The sequence below is a fragment of the Flavobacterium sp. KACC 22761 genome (assembly GCF_034058155.1).
Lineage (GTDB): Bacteria > Bacteroidota > Bacteroidia > Flavobacteriales > Flavobacteriaceae > Flavobacterium.
The window spans coordinates 979745-998635 of record NZ_CP139148.1; the positions used below are offsets into that span (position 1 = coordinate 979745).

Annotated in this window: 19 protein-coding genes; 9 read left to right on the forward strand and 10 right to left on the reverse strand. The window is 34.3% G+C overall.

Going from position 1 to position 18891, the window contains the following annotated elements; translation table 11 throughout:
- Positions 1–140: 140 nt before the first annotated feature.
- Complete coding sequence (locus tag SCB73_RS04345) at positions 141–953, reverse strand: UbiA prenyltransferase family protein (protein ID WP_320568895.1); 813 nt, start codon at positions 951–953, stop codon at positions 141–143.
- Between the two features lie 195 nt (positions 954–1148).
- On the opposite strand from SCB73_RS04345, the gene gcvP reads away from it, so the two are divergent.
- From gcvP to SCB73_RS04375, 6 genes are all read left to right on the forward strand, one after another.
- Complete coding sequence (gene gcvP, locus SCB73_RS04350; protein ID WP_320568896.1) at positions 1149–3998, forward strand: aminomethyl-transferring glycine dehydrogenase; 2850 nt, start codon at positions 1149–1151, stop codon at positions 3996–3998.
- A 413-nt stretch (positions 3999–4411) separates the two neighbouring features.
- The gene (locus tag SCB73_RS04355; RefSeq protein ID WP_320568897.1) at positions 4412–5470 is read left to right on the forward strand and encodes a 3-oxoacyl-ACP synthase III family protein; all 1059 of its coding nucleotides are present in this window, start codon (positions 4412–4414) and stop codon (positions 5468–5470) included.
- A 164-nt stretch (positions 5471–5634) separates the two neighbouring features.
- Positions 5635–6162, forward strand: coding sequence for a methyltransferase (locus SCB73_RS04360; RefSeq protein ID WP_320570073.1), 528 nt, complete (start codon positions 5635–5637; stop codon positions 6160–6162).
- Positions 6163–6250: 88 nt separating this feature from the next.
- Positions 6251–7099, forward strand: coding sequence for a glycosyltransferase family 2 protein (locus SCB73_RS04365; protein ID WP_320568898.1), 849 nt, complete (start codon positions 6251–6253; stop codon positions 7097–7099).
- A gap of 79 nt (positions 7100–7178) precedes the next feature.
- On the forward strand, positions 7179–7925 hold the full coding sequence (locus SCB73_RS04370; RefSeq protein ID WP_320568899.1) for an MlaE family ABC transporter permease: 747 nt from the start codon (positions 7179–7181) through the stop codon (positions 7923–7925).
- Entirely contained in the window at positions 7925–8686 is a 762-nt protein-coding gene (locus SCB73_RS04375; RefSeq protein ID WP_035650552.1) for an ABC transporter ATP-binding protein, read from the forward strand. The genes SCB73_RS04370 and SCB73_RS04375 overlap by 1 nt, the downstream gene beginning before the upstream one ends.
- An 82-nt stretch (positions 8687–8768) precedes the next feature.
- Here the strand turns inward: SCB73_RS04375 and SCB73_RS04380 are convergent, their stop codons facing one another.
- The 6 genes from SCB73_RS04380 to SCB73_RS04405 all read right to left on the reverse strand — a co-directional run bounded on the left by SCB73_RS04380 (position 8769) and on the right by SCB73_RS04405 (position 13554).
- A complete protein-coding gene (locus SCB73_RS04380; protein WP_320568900.1) occupies positions 8769–9488 on the reverse strand; it encodes a hypothetical protein in 720 nt (239 codons plus the stop codon).
- 150 nt (positions 9489–9638) lie between these two features.
- On the reverse strand, positions 9639–10235 hold the full coding sequence (locus SCB73_RS04385) for a SprT-like domain-containing protein (protein WP_320568901.1): 597 nt from the start codon (positions 10233–10235) through the stop codon (positions 9639–9641).
- 108 nt (positions 10236–10343) lie between these two features.
- Positions 10344–10616, reverse strand: coding sequence for a four helix bundle protein (locus tag SCB73_RS04390; protein WP_320568902.1), 273 nt, complete (start codon positions 10614–10616; stop codon positions 10344–10346).
- 27 nt (positions 10617–10643) lie between these two features.
- Entirely contained in the window at positions 10644–11321 is a 678-nt protein-coding gene (locus SCB73_RS04395; protein ID WP_320568903.1) for an SDR family NAD(P)-dependent oxidoreductase, read from the reverse strand.
- 38 nt (positions 11322–11359) lie between these two features.
- The gene (locus SCB73_RS04400) at positions 11360–12301 is read right to left on the reverse strand and encodes a M28 family peptidase (RefSeq protein ID WP_320568904.1); all 942 of its coding nucleotides are present in this window, start codon (positions 12299–12301) and stop codon (positions 11360–11362) included.
- Positions 12302–12411: 110 nt separating this feature from the next.
- The gene (locus SCB73_RS04405; RefSeq protein ID WP_320568905.1) at positions 12412–13554 is read right to left on the reverse strand and encodes an acyl-CoA dehydrogenase; all 1143 of its coding nucleotides are present in this window, start codon (positions 13552–13554) and stop codon (positions 12412–12414) included.
- A gap of 481 nt (positions 13555–14035) precedes the next feature.
- Here SCB73_RS04405 and SCB73_RS04410 point away from each other — a divergent pair, with 481 nt between their 5' ends.
- From SCB73_RS04410 to SCB73_RS04420, 3 genes are all read left to right on the forward strand, one after another.
- Positions 14036–14611, forward strand: a complete 576-nt coding sequence (locus SCB73_RS04410; protein WP_320568906.1) for a chalcone isomerase family protein — start codon at positions 14036–14038, stop codon at positions 14609–14611.
- A 152-nt stretch (positions 14612–14763) separates the two neighbouring features.
- A complete protein-coding gene (locus tag SCB73_RS04415) occupies positions 14764–15990 on the forward strand; it encodes a Glu/Leu/Phe/Val dehydrogenase dimerization domain-containing protein (RefSeq protein ID WP_320568907.1) in 1227 nt (408 codons plus the stop codon).
- Between the two features lie 286 nt (positions 15991–16276).
- Complete coding sequence (locus SCB73_RS04420; protein WP_320568908.1) at positions 16277–17182, forward strand: energy transducer TonB; 906 nt, start codon at positions 16277–16279, stop codon at positions 17180–17182.
- Positions 17183–17343: 161 nt separating this feature from the next.
- On the opposite strand, the gene SCB73_RS04425 is transcribed toward SCB73_RS04420, so the two are convergent.
- The 3 genes from SCB73_RS04425 to SCB73_RS04435 are packed head-to-tail and all read right to left on the reverse strand — an operon-like array spanning position 17344 to position 18856.
- Positions 17344–17703 (reverse strand): hypothetical protein, encoded by a 360-nt coding sequence (locus tag SCB73_RS04425; protein WP_320568909.1) that lies wholly within the window; start codon positions 17701–17703, stop codon positions 17344–17346.
- A gap of 58 nt (positions 17704–17761) precedes the next feature.
- Positions 17762–18157, reverse strand: a complete 396-nt coding sequence (locus tag SCB73_RS04430) for an ExbD/TolR family protein (protein WP_026728937.1) — start codon at positions 18155–18157, stop codon at positions 17762–17764.
- A gap of 3 nt (positions 18158–18160) precedes the next feature.
- The gene (locus SCB73_RS04435) at positions 18161–18856 is read right to left on the reverse strand and encodes a MotA/TolQ/ExbB proton channel family protein (RefSeq protein ID WP_320568910.1); all 696 of its coding nucleotides are present in this window, start codon (positions 18854–18856) and stop codon (positions 18161–18163) included.
- Positions 18857–18891 lie beyond the last annotated feature (35 nt).

An 18891-nucleotide genomic window follows, 5' to 3' on the forward strand; every position in this document is an offset into this window, starting at 1 on the left:
ATTTTTTCGTGTTACGGTTTGCGTGAGGGATAGAAGTGGAAAGCCCACAGCCTGACGAAGGAAGAGCGAGGACTTGAAACGGATAGCCCGACCCGCCGCGGCGGGTACGCCCAAATTATTTAGAAACTTGAATACCTTATTTATAAAAACAAAATCATCAGCCACCAAAATATCGGAACGCTTTCGACCCAAAAAGAAGTGTAATATTTGGAGCGATTTGGATTGGCAAAAAAGATAAATAACATCAGCATGACGACCATAATCAGATTTATAATCGCATCATGATAATTGAATGTTGAAATAAAAACTTCTAAAAACCAAAACGGAATCAGCAATAGAAATCCTAAAAGTTTGGTTTTTTTCACTCCAATGGTTTGCGGAACGGTTTGAAGATGTGGATCGTCATTGGCTAAATCGATGATTTCAAAAACTAATATCAAGACAAAAACCAATACAAACCGCTGAATGCATTTGATAAAGAAATCTGTTGTAAACGGAATTTCGGCATTTATTAAAGGCAGAACCAAAGTCGCTCCTACCCAGCAAAGTGCCACAATATAAATTTTTACGCCAGCCCAATTTCGGGCATTTTTTCTGTTTGGGAAAAACGGAAGTGTGTAAAGTGCTGTAATCAGAAAAATTACGACAGAAACAATTTGGGTAATCCGCTTTAAATGGAAAAAACAATAGCCAACCAAAATCACCGAAATAAAACTCAAAACGGCGATAATTTTTAATTGTGTTCCGATTGGATTTTTCTTTACGCGAACCAATGCGTCATATTTTACGAAATTATATCCTACAATTGTTCCGAAAAAAGTAAACAAAGCCATTGGCTCATCGTACTGAATATGAAATACATGAAACGTAATTCGGACCAAAGCATAACACGACAAAGCCACGTGAATACTGCTGTTCAAATAAAAATCAAAAATTTGTTTTAGAAGTTTCATATCTCAAATCTAATCATTTATTAACAAATCATATCATTAGTTAGAAATTTGATAAAAATTGAAGTTAAAAATACCCGTTAAATTATTAATAATACTTAATTTTGCGCCACAAAAAAACAACACATTTACTTTTAAATGTGATTCGTATGTCAAAATGGTGTACGAACACATTAATTAAAAAATTTAGATAGCTACATGAAAACAGATGCTTTTGCTTTAAGACACATTGGTCCAAGAGAAACAGATCTTCAGCATATGCTGAAAACTATTGGAGTTGACTCAATCGAACAACTTGTTTATGAAACCCTTCCGGACGATATTCGTTTAAAAGCGCCTTTGAATTTAGATCCTGCTATGACAGAATTCGAATTTGCCAATCATATTCGCGAATTAGGAAAGAAAAACAAAACATTTAAATCATACATTGGTTTGGGTTATCACCCAACTATCGTTCCGGCTCCAATTCAAAGAAATATCTTTGAAAACCCAGGATGGTATACAGCTTACACGCCTTACCAAGCAGAAATTGCTCAAGGTCGTTTGGAAGCAATTTTGAATTTCCAAACTACTGTTATTGAATTAACAGGAATGGAAATTGCAAACGCATCTTTACTTGATGAAGGAACTGCTGCTGCAGAAGCTATGGCTTTATTATTTGATGTTCGTACGAGAGATCAAAAGAAAAACAATACACACAAATTCTTCGTTTCTGAAGAAATTTTACCTCAGACTTTATCGGTTTTACAAACACGTTCGACTCCAATTGGAATTGAATTAGTAGTTGGAAACCACGAAACATTTGATTTTTCAAATGAGTTTTTCGGAGCTATTTTACAATATCCAGGAAAATATGGTCAAGTAAACGATTACAGTGCTTTTGTTGCTAAAGCAAAAGAAAACGAAATCAAAGTTGCCTTCGCTGCTGATATTTTATCGTTAGCGACTTTAACTTCTCCGGGAGAAATGGGAGCTGCAGTTGTAGTTGGAACTACACAACGTTTTGGTGTACCAATGGGTTACGGAGGTCCTCACGCGGCTTATTTTGCCACTAAAGATGAGTACAAACGTTCTATGCCGGGTCGTATCATTGGTGTTTCTGTTGATGCAAATGGAAACCGTGCTTTACGTATGGCTTTAGGAACTCGTGAACAACACATCAAACGTGAAAAAGCAACTTCAAATATTTGTACTGCTCAAGTTTTATTGGCAGTTATGGCTGGAATGTACGCTGTTTACCACGGACCAGAAGGATTAAAATACATTGCAAATAAAGTTCACGCATCTGCAGTTACTACTGCTGAAGCTTTAAATAAATTAGGAGTTTACCAAACAAACTCGGCTTACTTTGATACTATTTTAGTAAAAGCGGATGCTCAAAAAGTAAAAGCTGTAGCAGAACAAAACAAAGTAAACTTCTTCTATCCTGATGCTGATTCAGTTTCAATTTCATTAAACGAAACAACTTCTGTTGCAGACATCAACCAAATCGTTGCGATTTTTGCTGAAGCTTTAGGAAAAGAAACTGTTACGGTTTCTGAATTAACTGCTACAAGTCAATTACCGGCTTCATTAGAAAGAACATCTTCTTTCTTGACTCATGATGTTTTCAACAATCATCATTCAGAAAGCCAGTTGATGCGTTACATCAAAAAATTAGAGCGTAAAGATTTATCATTGAATCACTCAATGATTTCATTAGGTTCTTGTACGATGAAATTAAACGCAGCTTCAGAAATGTTGCCTTTATCAATGCCAAACTGGAACAGCATTCACCCGTTTGCACCAGTTGACCAAGTTGAAGGTTACCTTACAATGCTTAAAAAATTAGAGCAGCAATTAAATGTAATTACTGGATTTGCTGGAACAACTTTACAGCCCAACTCAGGAGCGCAAGGAGAATATGCTGGATTAATGGCAATTCGTGCTTACCACATGTCAAGAAACGAAGGTCATCGTAATGTATGTTTGATTCCTTCATCGGCTCACGGAACAAATCCTGCTTCTGCAGCGATGGCCGGAATGAAAATCATTGTTACTAAAACTACTCCTGAAGGAAACATTGACGTAGAAGATTTAAGAGAAAAAGCAATTGAACACAAAGATGATTTATCCTGTTTAATGGTAACGTATCCTTCTACTCACGGAGTTTTCGAATCTTCTATTATTGAAATCACAAAATTAATCCACGAAAACGGCGGATTAGTATATATGGATGGTGCAAACATGAACGCCCAAGTTGGATTAACAAATCCAGCAACAATTGGTGCTGACGTTTGTCACTTAAACTTACACAAAACATTCGCAATCCCTCACGGTGGTGGCGGACCTGGAGTTGGACCAATTTGTGTGAACGAAAAATTAGTTCCGTTCTTGCCAACTAACCCAATCTTAAAAGTAGGTGGCGAACAAGCTATTACAGCTATTTCATCTGCTCCTTACGGATCGGCTTTAGTATGTTTAATCTCTTATGGCTACATCACGATGATGGGCGCTGAAGGATTAAAAAGTGCTACAGAGCACGCAATCTTGAATGCAAACTACATGAAATCTCGTTTCGAAGGACACTACCCAATTCTTTACACAGGTGAATGCGGAAGAGCGGCTCACGAAATGATTTTAGATTGTCGTGCATTTAAAGAAAACGGAATCGAAGTGGGCGATATCGCAAAACGTTTAATGGATTATGGTTTCCACGCTCCTACAGTTTCTTTCCCAGTTGCTGGAACTTTAATGATCGAGCCAACTGAATCTGAAGATTTAGCTGAATTAGATCGTTTTTGTGATGCTCTTATTTCAATCAGAAAAGAGATTGAAGCGTCAACCGCTGATGACAAAAACAATGTATTGAAAAATGCACCTCATACATTAGCAATGTTAACTTCTGATGCTTGGGATTTCCCTTATTCAAGAGAAACAGCAGCTTACCCATTAGATTACATCGCTGACAATAAATTCTGGCCATCAGTTCGTCGTGTAGACGATGCTTATGGTGATAGAAACTTAGTTTGCAGCTGTGCTCCTATTGAAGCTTACATGGAAAACTAAGAATTAGTTTTTCTATACATATTTCAAACCCGACAGGTTTTAAAAACCTGTCGGGTTTATTTTTTGTTTCAGGTTTCAAGTTCTTGATAACGTTTAACATGTAACCTGAAACTTGAAACTTGGAACTTGAAACATGAAACAAAAAAAGCAAACTTTTCCTTTTTATAACATTCTCTCCTTTTTTATTTATTTTTATAACATTTCAAAATATCATAGCAAAATAAAAATAAGCTCCTAAATCAATCTCAAACGTTTGAAATCTCGGAAATATTAAAAAAACATTAGAAAATAATCAGTTTATGATTAAAAAATCTGCTATTTCACAATTATATGCGCGCATAGTATTTTTTATGATAGTTATCATTATTTTATTTCTATTTTAGCATCAAATTTATCGGATAATTACGGGAAAAATGAAAATAAAAATTATTGGTATTGGGAGTTATATTCCTAATTTGGAAGTAAAAAACACAGATTTTGACAAGCATGTTTTTTTAAATGAAGATGGAACTCCTTTTGGTTATCCGAACGAAGTTGTTATTAAAAAATTCAAAGGCATCACCGGAATTCAAAACCGTCGTTATGCTGAACCGCAATACACCGCTTCGGACTTGGCATTCTTCGCTGCACAAAAAGCGATTGCAAATGCCGAAATCGATGCTGAAACTTTAGATTATATTATTTTCGCCCACAATTTTGGCGACGTAAAAACGGGAACGCATCAAACGGATGTTTTGCCGAGTTTAGCAACACGTGTAAAAAATAAATTAGGAATCAAAAATCCTAAATGTGTGGCTTACGATATTCTCTTTGGATGCCCAGGCTGGATCGAAGGCGTATTGCAAGCTAATGCTTTCATCAAATCTGGAATGGCAAAAAGAGTGATGGTAATTGGTGCCGAAACTTTATCAAGAGTTGTAGATGATCATGACCGTGATTCTATGATTTATTCAGATGGTGCCGGAGTTTCAATCTTAGAAGCTTCAAGTGACGAAGCTGGACTTTTATCTTATGAGAGTGCTACTTTTGCCAATGATGAAGCCAATTATCTTTTCTTCGGAAAATCATATAATCCAGATTTAGATCCAGATATTAAATACATTAAAATGTACGGACGTAAAATCTACGAATTTGCTTTAAGTAATGTTCCGTGCGCGATGAAAAGCTGTTTAGATAAAAGTGGCATTTCAATTGACGAAGTGAAAAAAATCCTAATTCACCAAGCAAACGAAAAAATGGACGAAGCGATCATCGAACGTTTCTACAAATTATACGACAAAACTGCTCCTAAAGACATCATGCCAATGAGCATTCACGATTTAGGAAATAGCAGTGTAGCAACGGTTCCTACTTTATACGATCTGATTTTACAAGGAAAAATAGAAAACCACGAAATCAATAAAGGCGATGTTCTAATTTTTGCTTCAGTTGGAGCAGGAATGAATATTAATGCTTTTGTTTACCGATACTAGTATTTAGTCGCAGTTTACAGTCACAGTGACCAGTTCTACAAACTGAAAACTGTGACTGTAAACTGAAAACTTAAAAAAGTCCGCATCTTATAGTGCGGACTTTTTTAGTATATTTGCGACCTAATTAAAATCAAGAACGAGAGATTGATTCGTTCGCAATGACTATGTACGAAAAAACGTTTCCGAATAAAAGATTCAAGCTTACTTTAGAATTTTTACAAAAACACGTTAGCACATCTGAAACTATTTTTGATTTTGGAGTTCCAAATCCGTTTTCTAAAATAATGGAAGAAAATGGCTATACGGTCAAAAATACAAAAGGCGAAGATTTAGATAACGATCACACCGCTTTACAAACAGAAGAATATACTGTTTTTACTGCGTTTGAAATTTTCGAACATTTATTAAATCCGTACACGGTTTTAGAAAACGTAAAATGCGACAAATTGCTAATTTCAATTCCGTTACGTTTATGGTTTTCATCAGCATATCGTTCTAAAACGGATATGTGGGACAGACATTATCACGAATTTGAAGACTGGCAACTGGACTGGCTTTTAGAAAAAACGGGTTGGAAAATAACAGATCGTTTACAATTCACACATCCAGTAAAAAAGTTTGGATTAAGACCTTTACTAAGATATTTTACTCCGAGATATTATCTTGTTGTTGCGGAAAAAGTTAAGAACTAAGATTGCTGATTAACGATTTTTGATTTTCGATTTTTAGATGACTTGCGCAGAATCTAAAATCTAAAATCTAAAATCTAAAATTCTTAAAATGAAATATTACATCGTCATTCCTGCACATAATGAGCAAGACTTAATTGGGTTGACATTACAGTCTTTAGTTACGCAAACTGTTTTGCCGTCAAAAGTTGTGGTTGTAAACGATAATTCTACAGATAAAACAGAAGAAGTTATTTTGGGATTTGCAAAGGAAAACCCATACATTTCTGTTGTAAACAAAACTTCAGATGCCATTCATTTACCAGGAAGCAAAGTAATTCAGGCTTTTCAAAAAGGTTTTGAAACATTGGATTCTGATTATGATATTATCGTAAAAATTGACGGCGATTTAATTTTTCCACCTAATTATTTCGAAACCATAATCAAACATTTCGAATCAGATTCTAGAATTGGAATGGTTGGCGGATTCTGCTATATTGATAAAAACGGCGAATGGGTTTTAGAAAACTTAACCGATAAAGATCACATTCGTGGCGCTTTAAAAGCATATCGTAAAGAAACTTTTAAGCAAATTGGCGGTTTAAAACCAGCAATGGGTTGGGATACTGTTGATGAATTATTGTGCAAGTATTACGATTGGAAAATAGTTACCGACCAATCTTTGCATGTAAAACATCTAAAACCAACTGGTGCAAACTACAATAAAACAGCTCGTTACAAACAAGGCGAAGCCTTTTACACTTTAGGTTATGGTTTTTGGATTACGGCAATTGCTTCGGCAAAATTGGCGATGATGAAGAAAAAACCATTTCTATTTTTAGATTACATTAAAGGATTTATGAAAGCTAAAAGCGCCAAAACTCCTTTACTAGTAACTCCTGAACAAGCTAAGTTTATTAGAAATTATCGTTTGCAAAAAATGAAAAAAAAGTTAATTTGATTCGGAAACGTGCCGAAAACTCTTAACTCATAACTCAAAACTCATAACTTCTTTTTACCTTAGCCAATATTTAAAACTTATGATGCTAATTCGTTATTTATCCCAAATAGGAAAATATTTTTTAATGCTGAAAGAAATTTTCAATAAACAGACCAAATGGCCTGTTATGAGAAATTTAATTTTCAAAGAAATAGACGATTTGATTATTGATTCACTTGGAATTGTCTGCTTTATCTCTTTCTTCATTGGAGGAGTTGTTGCCATCCAAACGGCATTAAACTTAACTAACCCATTGATTCCAAAATATTTAATTGGTTTTGCTACACGTCAATCTGTAGTTTTGGAGTTTGCTCCTACTTTTATTTCGGTAATTATGGCCGGAAAAATGGGTTCTTATATTACTTCAAGTATCGGAACAATGCGTGTTACAGAGCAGATTGATGCTTTAGAAGTTATGGGAGTTAACTCAGTGAATTATCTTGTTTTCCCCAAAATTATCGCTTTATTAATGTATCCTTTCGTAATTGGGATTAGTATGTTTTTGGGAATTTTTGGAGGATGGCTTGCTTGTGCTTACGGCGGATTTTCAACAGGTGCCGATTTTATTATGGGAGCTCAAAAAGATTTCATTCCCTTTCATATCACATATGCTTTTATCAAAACTTTAATCTTTGCGATGTTATTGGCAACAATTCCATCTTTTCATGGTTATTATATGAAAGGTGGTGCATTAGAAGTGGGTAAAGCAAGTACAACATCGTTTGTATGGACATCTGTAACCATCATTCTTCTAAATTATATATTAACTCAATTATTACTAGGATAATGATAGAAGTAAAAAATATAGAAAAATCATTTGGCGACAGCAAAGTTTTAAAAGGTGTTTCGACAGTATTTGAAACTGGAAAAACCAACTTGATTATTGGACAAAGTGGATCTGGAAAAACAGTTTTATTAAAAACATTATTAGGTATTCACACACCAGATTCAGGAACAATTGAATTTGACGGAAGAGTTTATTCTGATTTAGACAAAGACGAAAAACGTGAGTTAAGAACCGAAATCGGAATGGTATTTCAAGGTTCTGCATTATTTGACTCGATGACCGTTGAAGAAAATGTGGCTTTCCCACTAAGAATGTTCACTAACAAAAACAAAGCTCAAATTCAAGAACGTGTTGATTTCGTTTTAGAAAGAGTAAATCTAATCGATGCGCATAAAAAATTACCTTCTGAAATTTCCGGTGGAATGCAGAAACGTGTTGCCATTGCACGCGCTATTGTAAACAATCCGAAATATTTATTTTGCGATGAGCCAAACTCTGGCCTAGATCCAAATACTTCAACTTTGATCGATAACCTAATCCAAGAAATCACTAGAGAATACAACATTACAACCGTTATCAACACACACGACATGAACTCTGTAATGGAAATTGGTGAAAATATCGTTTTCCTGAAAAAGGGGTTAAAAGCATGGCAAGGAAATAAAGAAGAAATCTTTAGAACTGACAATAAAGATATTGTGAAGTTTGTTTATTCTTCTAACTTGTTTAAGAAAGTACGAGAAGCTTATTTAAAGGGATAAATCTCCCTAAAATCCAAAATATAAAAATCCCAAATTCCAATTTAGAAAAACTTGGAATTTGGGATTTTTTCATTTTTTCTTGTTACTTTATATCTTTAAAATCTGTTTCTAAAACTGTTACTGTTTGATATGTTATTTCTTCTACATTACTTGCAGGAAACTCATATGACGCTACCTGCCTAATTCCATTTTTCATCCTCGACAAAGTAACTTTTTCCTTATTGTATCGCTGTATATATATGGTTTGCTTAAAAGTCACATTTGCAGTCAGATCAATTAGATTAAGGGCGTTTGTAAAATCGTGCCTAATTTGAATAGGAAAAGTTTCAATATTGTTTAGCATAAATGTTATTTGACATGGGTACAATCGAATTAAATCATTGGTATTAAACTCAAATTGTTTACCAATAAATGTCATATCATTTGCACTTTCTGTAATACGAGCTTTCAATTCTGAAAATATAACTGGAGATTCATGTGGTTTTACTTCTTTACCTATAACCAAATCATAAAAATTTCCTTTACCACTTGTTTTAAAGGTAAAATTATAATCTCCATTAGTATCCGTATGAGTCGAATCAGCCCATTTCACAAACTCATAATCATTATAGGACATGATGTAAGAGCCAGTAGCGGCCACTTTATACTCTCCAACTTTGACAATTAAATTTGAAATCGGAACGTCGTGATCATCTGTAACTTTGCCGTAAACTTTGGTTTCAATTCCTGATTGAATTAATACAGGATCTTTATCACAAGATGCCAATGTAAACAACAAGACTAAAAGCAATATTTTTCTCATAAAAATCGTTTTATCAAAAATGCAAAATTTATTTTAACACACAAAGCGGTACATATTAAATATTTGTAAACGAACAAATTAAAAAAAATCCAAATTCCAATCTTGCATAAAATTGGAATTTGGAATTTTCTATTTTGAAATATTTAACCCTTAATCAATCAGCTCAACTTCAGCATTTGGATTAAAAAGATAGGTTTTGCCTGAGCTTATTTCGATACATTCAAAACGTTTTGTACGGACAGCTAATTTCTTAAAAACTTTACCATTTTTAATTCGGAAAACGCTTCCGTATGGAATTTCGAAAATATAATTTTTGTCACTATTTGCGTCATATTGTTTTAATGCCAATGATAATGTCGTATCAGTATCACTACTCGCAGAAGGATTTTTAAAATGTCTTGCCAACAAAGGCAAAATTTGACTCGGAAATATCTCTGGACGAATAAACGGAACCATCAAACGTTGAAAAGTGTATTTCCACTCATTGCCATGTGGTTTTATATTTCTTCCGAATTTTTCGAATGCAACCAAATGCGAAATTTCATGAATGAGCGTAATTAAAAAACGGTATTTATTCAAACTTGCATTGACCGTGATTTCATGTTTTCCACTCGGTCCTCTTCGATAATCTCCATGACGCGTCTGACGTTCATTTACGATTTTCAAGTGCACCTGATTGGAAACAATCAAATCAAAAACAGGCTTTACTGCGTGTTCGGGAATGTATTTTGCTAAAGTTTCGCTCAATGTAATTATGAATTATGAATTTTGAGTTATGAGTTTTTTCTTTGACGTTATAATTATGCTTTTTATGATTTTTAGTACCTCCTCACACTGATTATGCATTGATTCAAATTAAGGTTTAGAAATATAATTCGTTGCTATTAATATTTCTAACCAATACATTGATTCATCACACTCCTTTTGAGAAATTGATAACTTATGAATAAAATCAGCTTTGCTTTGAGCATTCACAGCTTCCCTAACATTTGCACCAACTGAAGTAATTGAACGCAAAAACTGCTTACTCATTACAAATTCCTTCTTTTCAGAAATCAACCATTTATAAAAATTAACTCCTCTTATAGCTAATTCAAAACTTTTGGTTTTCACAATACTTTCACTCATAATTCAAAACTCATAATTCATAATTAATTACGGATTCGTAGAAGAAACCTCTAATACTTTTCCGTTAAAATATTTATTTCCGTTAAGCGTAAAATCATAAATATAAGTTGCCATTCCTTCTGCAGAAATTGGCGCTTGATAACCTGGGAAAGCTTCGTTCAGCATTTCGGTTTGAACAGATCCTAACGCCAGAACATTAAACGAAATTCCCTTTTCTTTATATTCTTCGGCTAATAATTCGGTTAAAGTGATTACAGCGCCTTTACTAGAACTGTAAGCTGCCAAACCAGCAAATTTCAAACTTCCTCTTACACCGCCAATCGAACTAATGGTTACAACGTGACTTCCCTTTTGCAAATAAGGCAAACAAATTCTGGTCAGATTTGCAACGGCAAAAACATTCACTTTGTAAATATTTTCAAAATCAGTCTGAGTAGTTTCTGCAAAAGGCTTCCAAATCAATGCTCCGGCGTTATGAACAACAGCATCTACTTTTTTCCATGTTGATGAAAGAAAACTTTCTACTTCAGCCAAAGCACTTTCGTCAGCCAAATCAATTGAAAGACAAGTAACATTTTGATGCTCTAATAAAGATTGCGGTATTTTTCTGGAAATCGCTAAAACTTGATTTCCTGCATTGGCAAATTGTAATGCCAATTCATATCCAATTCCTCGGCTGGTTCCTGTAACGATAATATTTTTCATGTTGCAAAAATAAACAAAACCAATAAAAAGCTATGTTATTAATTCATTGTAATTTCTTCCGTTGGAGTAATCGTGATTTGAGTTACCGCTGGCAATAATTCTTGCACAAATGCAGTAATATGCGGAATATTCATTACTTTGAATTCATCTGAAACATGGTGATAAAATTCAAAATTTTCAAAGTCGAAAGTGCTTATCGATTGGCAAGGTTTTCCAAAGGCTTCAAAAAATGAATAATTATCAGATCTGTAAAATAATTTATATTCTGCTTCCTTCGGCAAGAAGCCAATGGTGTTTTTCCCAGTGTATTCATTGATTTTCTGTGCCATATTTGATTTATCAAAACCTGTAACGTAAGCCAAAAAATCGCGCTTCATCGGCACACCAATCATTTCAATATTCAATTGCGTGTACAAATTAAAATCTCTCTTTTTTAATTTTGGAACTAGACTTTTAGATCCCAACAAACCTTTTTCTTCTCCCGCAAAAAACACAATAAGAATACTGCGTTTATTCGATTTTGTCTTTGCAAAATATTTCGCCATCTGAGCAACTGCGGTTACACCCGAAGCATCATCGTTGGCGCCATTATTAATTTTATCAGTCTGTTGTTTTGTATCCAGACCGATATGATCATAATGTGCGCTCAAAACCACAAATTCCTTTTTCAAGACAGGATCTGTTCCTTCTAAAACACCCACAATATTATACGCCGGAGATTTAAAATTCGTTAAAGTATCACGATACGATGCAAAATAAGGTTTGATTTTATTCTTCTTAAAAAAGTCTTCTAAAAAAACTGCCGCTTTTTCAATCCCTTTTGTTCCAGTTTCGCGTCCTTCTAATTCATCTGAAGAAAGATATTTTAAAAAATCAGAAACTTCGGTTTGCGAAACTTTATAATTTACGTCATTTACTTTAGAAGTATTTGATTTACATCCAAATAAAATAAACGGAAGAAGAAAGTATAGTTTTTTCATAAAAGTTTGTTTTTTTGGGTTTGAAATTTAGGTTATGGAAAAGTAATAAAAAAACCCTTCCGAAGCTGCAAAAGCCGAAAGGGTTTCATTTTTATTGAATTAAAATCTAATTATCCCGCGATAACTGATCTTGAAATTACTATTTTTTGAATCTCAGAAGTTCCTTCATAAATCTGAGTAATTTTAGCGTCGCGCATCATACGTTCCACATGATATTCTTTCACATATCCATTTCCTCCGTGAATTTGAACCGCTTCAACAGCCGTATCCATTGCTACTTGTGAAGCAAATAATTTTGCCATTGCACCACTCACATCATAGTTTTTACCTTGATCTTTATCCCAAGCCGCTTTCATACATAAATGACGTGCTGCTTCGATATTCACCGCCATATCTGCCAATTTGAAAGCAATTGCTTGATGATTGCAGATTTCAGTTCCGAATGCTTTTCTTTCTTTAGAATATTTCAAAGCCAATTCATAAGCGCCAGAAGCGATTCCTAAAGCTTGAGAAGCAATTCCGATTCTTCCTCCAGCCAACGTTTTCATTGCAAATTTGAATCCGAAACCATCTTCTCCAATTCTGTTTTCTTTTGGCACTTTTACATCACTAAACATTAAAGAATGCGTATCAGAACCACGGATTCCCATTTTTTGTTCTTTTGGACCAATAGAAAAACCTGGCATATCTTTGGTCATGATCAAAGCATTGATTCCTTTATGTTTTTTTTCTGGATGCGTTTGAGCAATTACTAAATATACTGAAGCCGTGTTTCCATTTGTAATCCAGTTTTTTGTTCCGTTTACCAAATAGTGATCTCCCATATCAACAGCAGTAGTTTTTTGAGAAGTCGCGTCACTTCCAGCTTCTGGCTCGCTTAAACAAAATGCTCCATGAATTTGCCCCGAAGCTAAGCCTGGTAAATATTTTTGTTTTTGTTCTTCGGTTCCAAATTCTTGAAGCCCCCAACAAACTAATGAATTGTTAACAGACATTACCACAGAAGCCGATGCATCAACTTTAGAAATTTCTTCCATAGCAATTACGTATGAAATAGCATCAAGTCCGCTTCCACCGTATTTTGGGTCAACCATCATTCCCATAAATCCAAGCTCGCCCATTTTTTTGATTTGCTCAGTTGGAAAAATTTGTTTTTCGTCACGTTCAATAACTCCAGGCAATAATTCGTTTTGAGCAAAATCTCTTGCTGCTTGCTGAATCATCAAATGCTCTTCGGTAAGATTAAAATCCATAATGTAGTTAGTTTATTGTTTTTCTAAATCCATAATCAAATTGTCGAAAATGGAAATAATTTGTTTTTGTATTTTTTTGTTTTTTGCTTATAAAGGCTTCCAAAGATAATTTTTAAAACCCAAATTAACAATGCGTGCATATAAAATTAATAGATAATCAATAATCACGATAACGTTTTCGTAATAATTCTGATTTTTGAGCAGACAAGCATCAATTTGGCAAAGTTTTTTCTAAAATTTAAGAAGATAATTGTCGATAAAAATGCCCTTTTATTTCAAATTTTAGAAAATTACTGACTAAAAAAAGCGCAACCGATTCGGGAACACGCAAATGTACGTAAAGCAAGTCTTACTAAATTGATTATGAAAGAAATACATTTTGAAAAATTGCAATACTTTGCTAAAAAACATCTATTTTTAGAGAGCAAAATTTAGAAATTAAAAGTATTTTTGCCAAAAAACAAAAATTATCGATAGAAGTATGAAAAAGATTTTACTATTATTTGCATTCGTATTTAGTGTGCTATTTTCGACTGTTTCTGCGCAAACTCAATTAGATGTTAATGGCGTTACAGTTCCAAGAAAAATTGAGATTCAAAATAAAACAATGCAGCTAAACGGTGCCGGCGGAAGATCAAAAATGTGGTTGGAAGTTTATGTTCAGGCACTTTATTTATCACAATTAAGCCAAGACCCAAAATTCATTATCGATAGTGATACTGAAATGGCAATCAGAATTGAAATTACCTCATCGATGGTTTCTTCAAACAAATTGACAAAAGCGATGAATACAGGTTTTGAAAAATCTGCAGGGAGCAATCTTGAGGCTTTGCGCCCAAGAATTGAGCAGTTCAAAACATATTTAAGCGATGCCATTACAGAAAAGGATGTTTTCATTTTATTCTACAATCCGCTTGATCAAACGGTTAATGTAATCAAAAACGATGTTCCAAAAGGAAAAATTACAGGATTTGATTTTAAACAAGCATTATTCGGAATCTGGCTTTCAGACAAACCAGTTGATGAAACTTTGAAAAAACACTTATTAGGAATATAATTCAAATTTCCTTAAAAATATTCGAATTCCGAAAGCCGAAAACCTTATCGTTTTCGGCTTTCTTTTTTTTCTTTCATTAAATTTGCAATAAAATACATTATTCGCATTATTCTATTTTATACTTTTACGCAAAATAAACATATCTCAACAAAATGAAAGATTTATTACAGCAATTTGAAAATAAGGAACCTGAAATTGTTTTTAACTGGAAAGACTCTGAAACTGAAGCTGAAGGATGGACAGTTATTAATTCTTTACGCGGAGGAGCTGCGGGAGGAGGAACAAGAATGAGAAAAGGCTTGGATATGAATGAAGTTTTATCATTGGCAAAAACGATGGAAGTTAAATTCTCAGTTTCTGGACCTGCAATTGGCGGTGCTAAATCTGGAATTAATTTTGACCCAAATGATCCTCGCAAAAAAGGTGTTTTGCAACGTTGGTACAAAGCCGTTTCACCTTTATTGAAAAGTTACTACGGAACCGGAGGAGACTTGAATGTTGATGAGATTCACGAAGTTATTCCAATGACTGAAGAATGTGGCGTTTGGCATCCGCAGGAAGGTGTTTTCAACGGACATTTCAAACCAACTGAAGCTGATAAAATCAACAGAATTGGCCAATTGCGCCAAGGTGTTATCAAAGTAATTGAAAACCCAAAATTCTCTCCAGACGTTACCAGAAAATATACCGTTGCCGATATGATTACAGGTTATGGCGTTGCCGAAGCGGTTCGTCATTTCTATTCTATTTATGGAGGCGAAATTAAAGGCAAAAAAGCAATCGTTCAAGGTTTTGGAAATGTTGGATCTGCAGCTGCTTTTTATTTGGCTGAAATGGGCGCAAAAGTGATCGGGATTATTGATCGCGACGGAGGATTAATCAAAGAAGAAGGTTTTTCATTTGAAGAAATCAGAACTTTATTTTTAAACAAAGACGGAAACAAATTAGTTGCTGAGAATATGATTCCGTTTGAAGAAATCAATTCTAAAATCTGGACAATTGGTGCTGAAATTTTTACGCCTTGTGCGGCTTCAAGATTGGTAACTCAAGCACAAATTGATAGCTTAATCGCAAATGGATTAGAAGTAATTTCATGCGGTGCAAATGTACCTTTTGCTGACAAAGAGATTTTCTTCGGATCAATTATGGAAGAAGTGGATCATAAAGTAAGCTTGATTCCAGATTTCATTTCAAATTGCGGAATGGCAAGAGTTTTTGCTTACTTCATGGAGAAAAAAGTTCAAATGACAGATGAGGCTATTTTTAATGATACTTCTGAAACGATTAAAAATGCGATCGTAAAAGCGCATGCTTTGAGTTCATCAAAAACAAATATTAGTGCAACGGCATTCGAAATTGCATTGAAACAGTTAGTGTAATTTTTTTATACTTCATTTCTAAGCGGGCTAAATATTAGCTCGCTTTTTTTTAACCGCAATGCACGCAAAGTTCACAAAGTTGTTTGTTTTTAAATCTCGCAAAGTCGCGAAGTCGCAAAGGACTTAAAAAGAAAACTTTGCGACTTCGCGACTTTGCGAGAAATAAATTAGCGTTCTTTGCGCAAAACCTTTGCGTGCATTGCGGTTAAATTCCTTCTTTCATTCTAAACAATTTTTACTACTTTTAAACGTTTTTAAAATAATACATTTCAAAATTCAGAATTAAATGAGTTCCCCTATTTTTTCGGACCAAAAGAAATCGTTACTATACACTACGGCTATCTATGCCGTAATAATTCTATCATTGTTTTTTATACGTTTTTGGCCGCCATATAATCCAGAAAATAATGTTGCACTTGCTGATGGCGGTGGTGGCGGTGGCGGAGTAACGGTAAACTTTGGCGATAGTGATTTAGGTTCTGGCAAAAATTATAAAAGCGAAGTTTTGGAAGTGAAAAACAATGTGAAACAAGCACCAGCAAAAGCAACTCCTGAAGAGGAAGCCATAATTTCGCAAGAAAACACAACTACAGACAATGATGTTGTTATTCCAACAAAGGAAAAACCTAAAAAACCTGTACCTGTTGAAAAACCAATACAAAAACCAGTACCTGAGAAACCGAAAGTTTCCAATTCTACAAACGATGCTCTATCAAGCATTTTAAAAGGTTCAAATAAAGGTGGCGATGGAGATGATAAAGTGGCGGGAAATAAAGGAAAATCAAACGGAAGTTTGAATTCGAATGGCTATTACGGAAGTGATGGCTCTGGAGGAGGAACCGGAGGCGGTAACGGAACCGGGCACGGAATTGGAACAGGAAGTGGTTACGGAGCCGGAAGTGGCGGTGGTTCTGGTGGCGGATCTGGATATTCTTTAGGAAACCGAAAAGCTTTATCTAAACCTGCTCCTAAATATACTTGCAATGAGGAAGGAAAAGTTGTGGTTGAAGTTACTGTTGATCAAAACGGAAAAACAATAAGCGCAACGGCCGGAATAAAAGGAACAACCAACACAGCTCCATGTTTATTAGACCAGGCGAAAATTGCCGCGATGAACACCAAATGGGAATCTGATAATGACGCTCCCGCAAAACAAGTTGGAAAAATTATTTATAATTTTAGTTTGAACTAAAAACACTAATTACACAGATTTTCACTAATCATTTTATACAAAAAAGGCTTTCAGAAATTTGAAAGCCTTTTTTGTATTCAGTTTCTAATATTAATACAGAGTCTAAAAAAATCAATTAAGTCAATTTTATAAATCCCATATTTGTGTCATGTTCTGGCAGCTTACTTAAAATTTTCAATTTCCCAATCTCTTAACCATTTTACATCATTCGCCAAACACGATCCCGTTTCACCGTTAAATTTTCTATAGCCAACAACATCATACTCATCGTCATTAGATTCCAACTGAATTACAACAACCACCTCGTGTAAATCATCATTTGGTTCCTCATAATCTATTAGTTGAGCCAGTGTTGGTAAATCTATATCACAAGTAGTATGTTTTTTTGCTTTATTTATACTAAAAGTTGCAAAACCATTTTTAACGTCAATATCTGTTGCAATTCTTCCAGAAATGAATTTTGTTTCCTTCCAATTTTCACGATTAATTGTAAAGAAATTATTAATGTTATTTTTCTCCATAATTGATTTTTAGACAAATGTCGATTCCCCTTACGTGGTCCACACCCTAATGATCATTTTACTTCGGACTAGTAGCAATTACAAACTTCAAATTGTTCTTCACTCCTATCTGCAAAACATCAACTAAATCTTGTACTTGCAAATTAAACGGAATTCGGACTACAACTGTTTGTTCTTTGTCTGTTCCTATTTTAGACATTAAACTCGTTTCCAAATTCTCAAAATCAACTGGTTCTTTGTCGATGTAGAATTTCTTATCTTCAGTAACAGATAAACTAATTAATTGCTTATTTGTCTTTTCATTTGCTTTGGCTTTTGGCAATGTCATTTTAATCACATTCGGATTCGCCAACGTTGAAATAATAAGGAAAAACAACAGCAGGAAAAACATAATGTCGCTTAATGACGAAGTCGCCACCTCAGCATGAAATCTTCTTTTTCTTTTAATCGACATGGCTTATGCTCTTTGAATTATGTTTACAAATTCTAAAATTTGCTTCTGAATTTTCAAGGCGAAATTATCAATTTTTCCGTTTAATAAGTGGTAAGCAGAATACGCAATAATACCCACAATTAATCCTGAACCTGAACTAATCATTTTTTCGTATAAACCTCCAGAAATGTTTCCGATACTGATATTTTCTGTAACCGAAATGCTGTAGAAAATCTTAATAACTCCTGAAATTGTTCCAATAAAACCAAGCGTTGGCGCAATACCCGCGATAAGTCCAAGGTGACCTAAATGCTTTTCCATTTCGCCAATCTCAATATCAGCGGCGCGGTCCATGTTTGATTCGATTTCGGCAATTGGCCTTCCAATTACTAAAACGCCTTCTTTTAGGATATTTCCGGCTGCAGTGTTGCTTCTTTCTACAATTGTTCTTGCTAATTCAATATTTCCCGCATTCAATTTATCTCCAACATCTTGCATCAATCGGCTGTCAATTTTTGATGCTTTGCTGATATACATATAGCGCTCAAAAATGACATAAATAGTATAAAACAATAAAATAGCGATTGGAATAAGAAAAACTCCTCCTTTCATGATGAACCCAAACATTGAAATTTCTTGTTCTGGAGCGATTTTTTCGATAACTACGTTAGATGCTGCGTTTGCGATTGTATCTGCTTGTAATTGAATGAAGCTAAACATATTTTAATTCTGGTTTTTATGATTAATTCTAAAAA

Coding starts and splice junctions, on each gene's coding strand:
- SCB73_RS04365 (WP_320568898.1), top strand. CDS start 6,251: ATGAAATATTACATCGTCATTCCTGCACATAATGAGCAAGACTTAATT.
- SCB73_RS04375 (WP_035650552.1), top strand. CDS start 7,925: ATGATAGAAGTAAAAAATATAGAAAAATCATTTGGCGACAGCAAAGTT.
- SCB73_RS04425 (WP_320568909.1), bottom strand. CDS start 17,703: ATGGAGAAAAATAACATTAATAATTTCTTTACAATTAATCGTGAAAAT.
- SCB73_RS04380 (WP_320568900.1), bottom strand. CDS start 9,488: ATGAGAAAAATATTGCTTTTAGTCTTGTTGTTTACATTGGCATCTTGT.
- SCB73_RS04410 (WP_320568906.1), top strand. CDS start 14,036: ATGAAAAAGATTTTACTATTATTTGCATTCGTATTTAGTGTGCTATTT.
- SCB73_RS04420 (WP_320568908.1), top strand. CDS start 16,277: ATGAGTTCCCCTATTTTTTCGGACCAAAAGAAATCGTTACTATACACT.
- gcvP (WP_320568896.1), top strand. CDS start 1,149: ATGAAAACAGATGCTTTTGCTTTAAGACACATTGGTCCAAGAGAAACA.
- SCB73_RS04400 (WP_320568904.1), bottom strand. CDS start 12,301: ATGAAAAAACTATACTTTCTTCTTCCGTTTATTTTATTTGGATGTAAA.
- SCB73_RS04370 (WP_320568899.1), top strand. CDS start 7,179: ATGATGCTAATTCGTTATTTATCCCAAATAGGAAAATATTTTTTAATG.
- SCB73_RS04415 (WP_320568907.1), top strand. CDS start 14,764: ATGAAAGATTTATTACAGCAATTTGAAAATAAGGAACCTGAAATTGTT.
- SCB73_RS04360 (WP_320570073.1), top strand. CDS start 5,635: ATGTACGAAAAAACGTTTCCGAATAAAAGATTCAAGCTTACTTTAGAA.
- SCB73_RS04405 (WP_320568905.1), bottom strand. CDS start 13,554: ATGGATTTTAATCTTACCGAAGAGCATTTGATGATTCAGCAAGCAGCA.
- SCB73_RS04355 (WP_320568897.1), top strand. CDS start 4,412: ATGAAAATAAAAATTATTGGTATTGGGAGTTATATTCCTAATTTGGAA.
- SCB73_RS04435 (WP_320568910.1), bottom strand. CDS start 18,856: ATGTTTAGCTTCATTCAATTACAAGCAGATACAATCGCAAACGCAGCA.
- SCB73_RS04430 (WP_026728937.1), bottom strand. CDS start 18,157: ATGTCGATTAAAAGAAAAAGAAGATTTCATGCTGAGGTGGCGACTTCG.
- SCB73_RS04390 (WP_320568902.1), bottom strand. CDS start 10,616: ATGAGTGAAAGTATTGTGAAAACCAAAAGTTTTGAATTAGCTATAAGA.
- SCB73_RS04395 (WP_320568903.1), bottom strand. CDS start 11,321: ATGAAAAATATTATCGTTACAGGAACCAGCCGAGGAATTGGATATGAA.
- SCB73_RS04345 (WP_320568895.1), bottom strand. CDS start 953: ATGAAACTTCTAAAACAAATTTTTGATTTTTATTTGAACAGCAGTATT.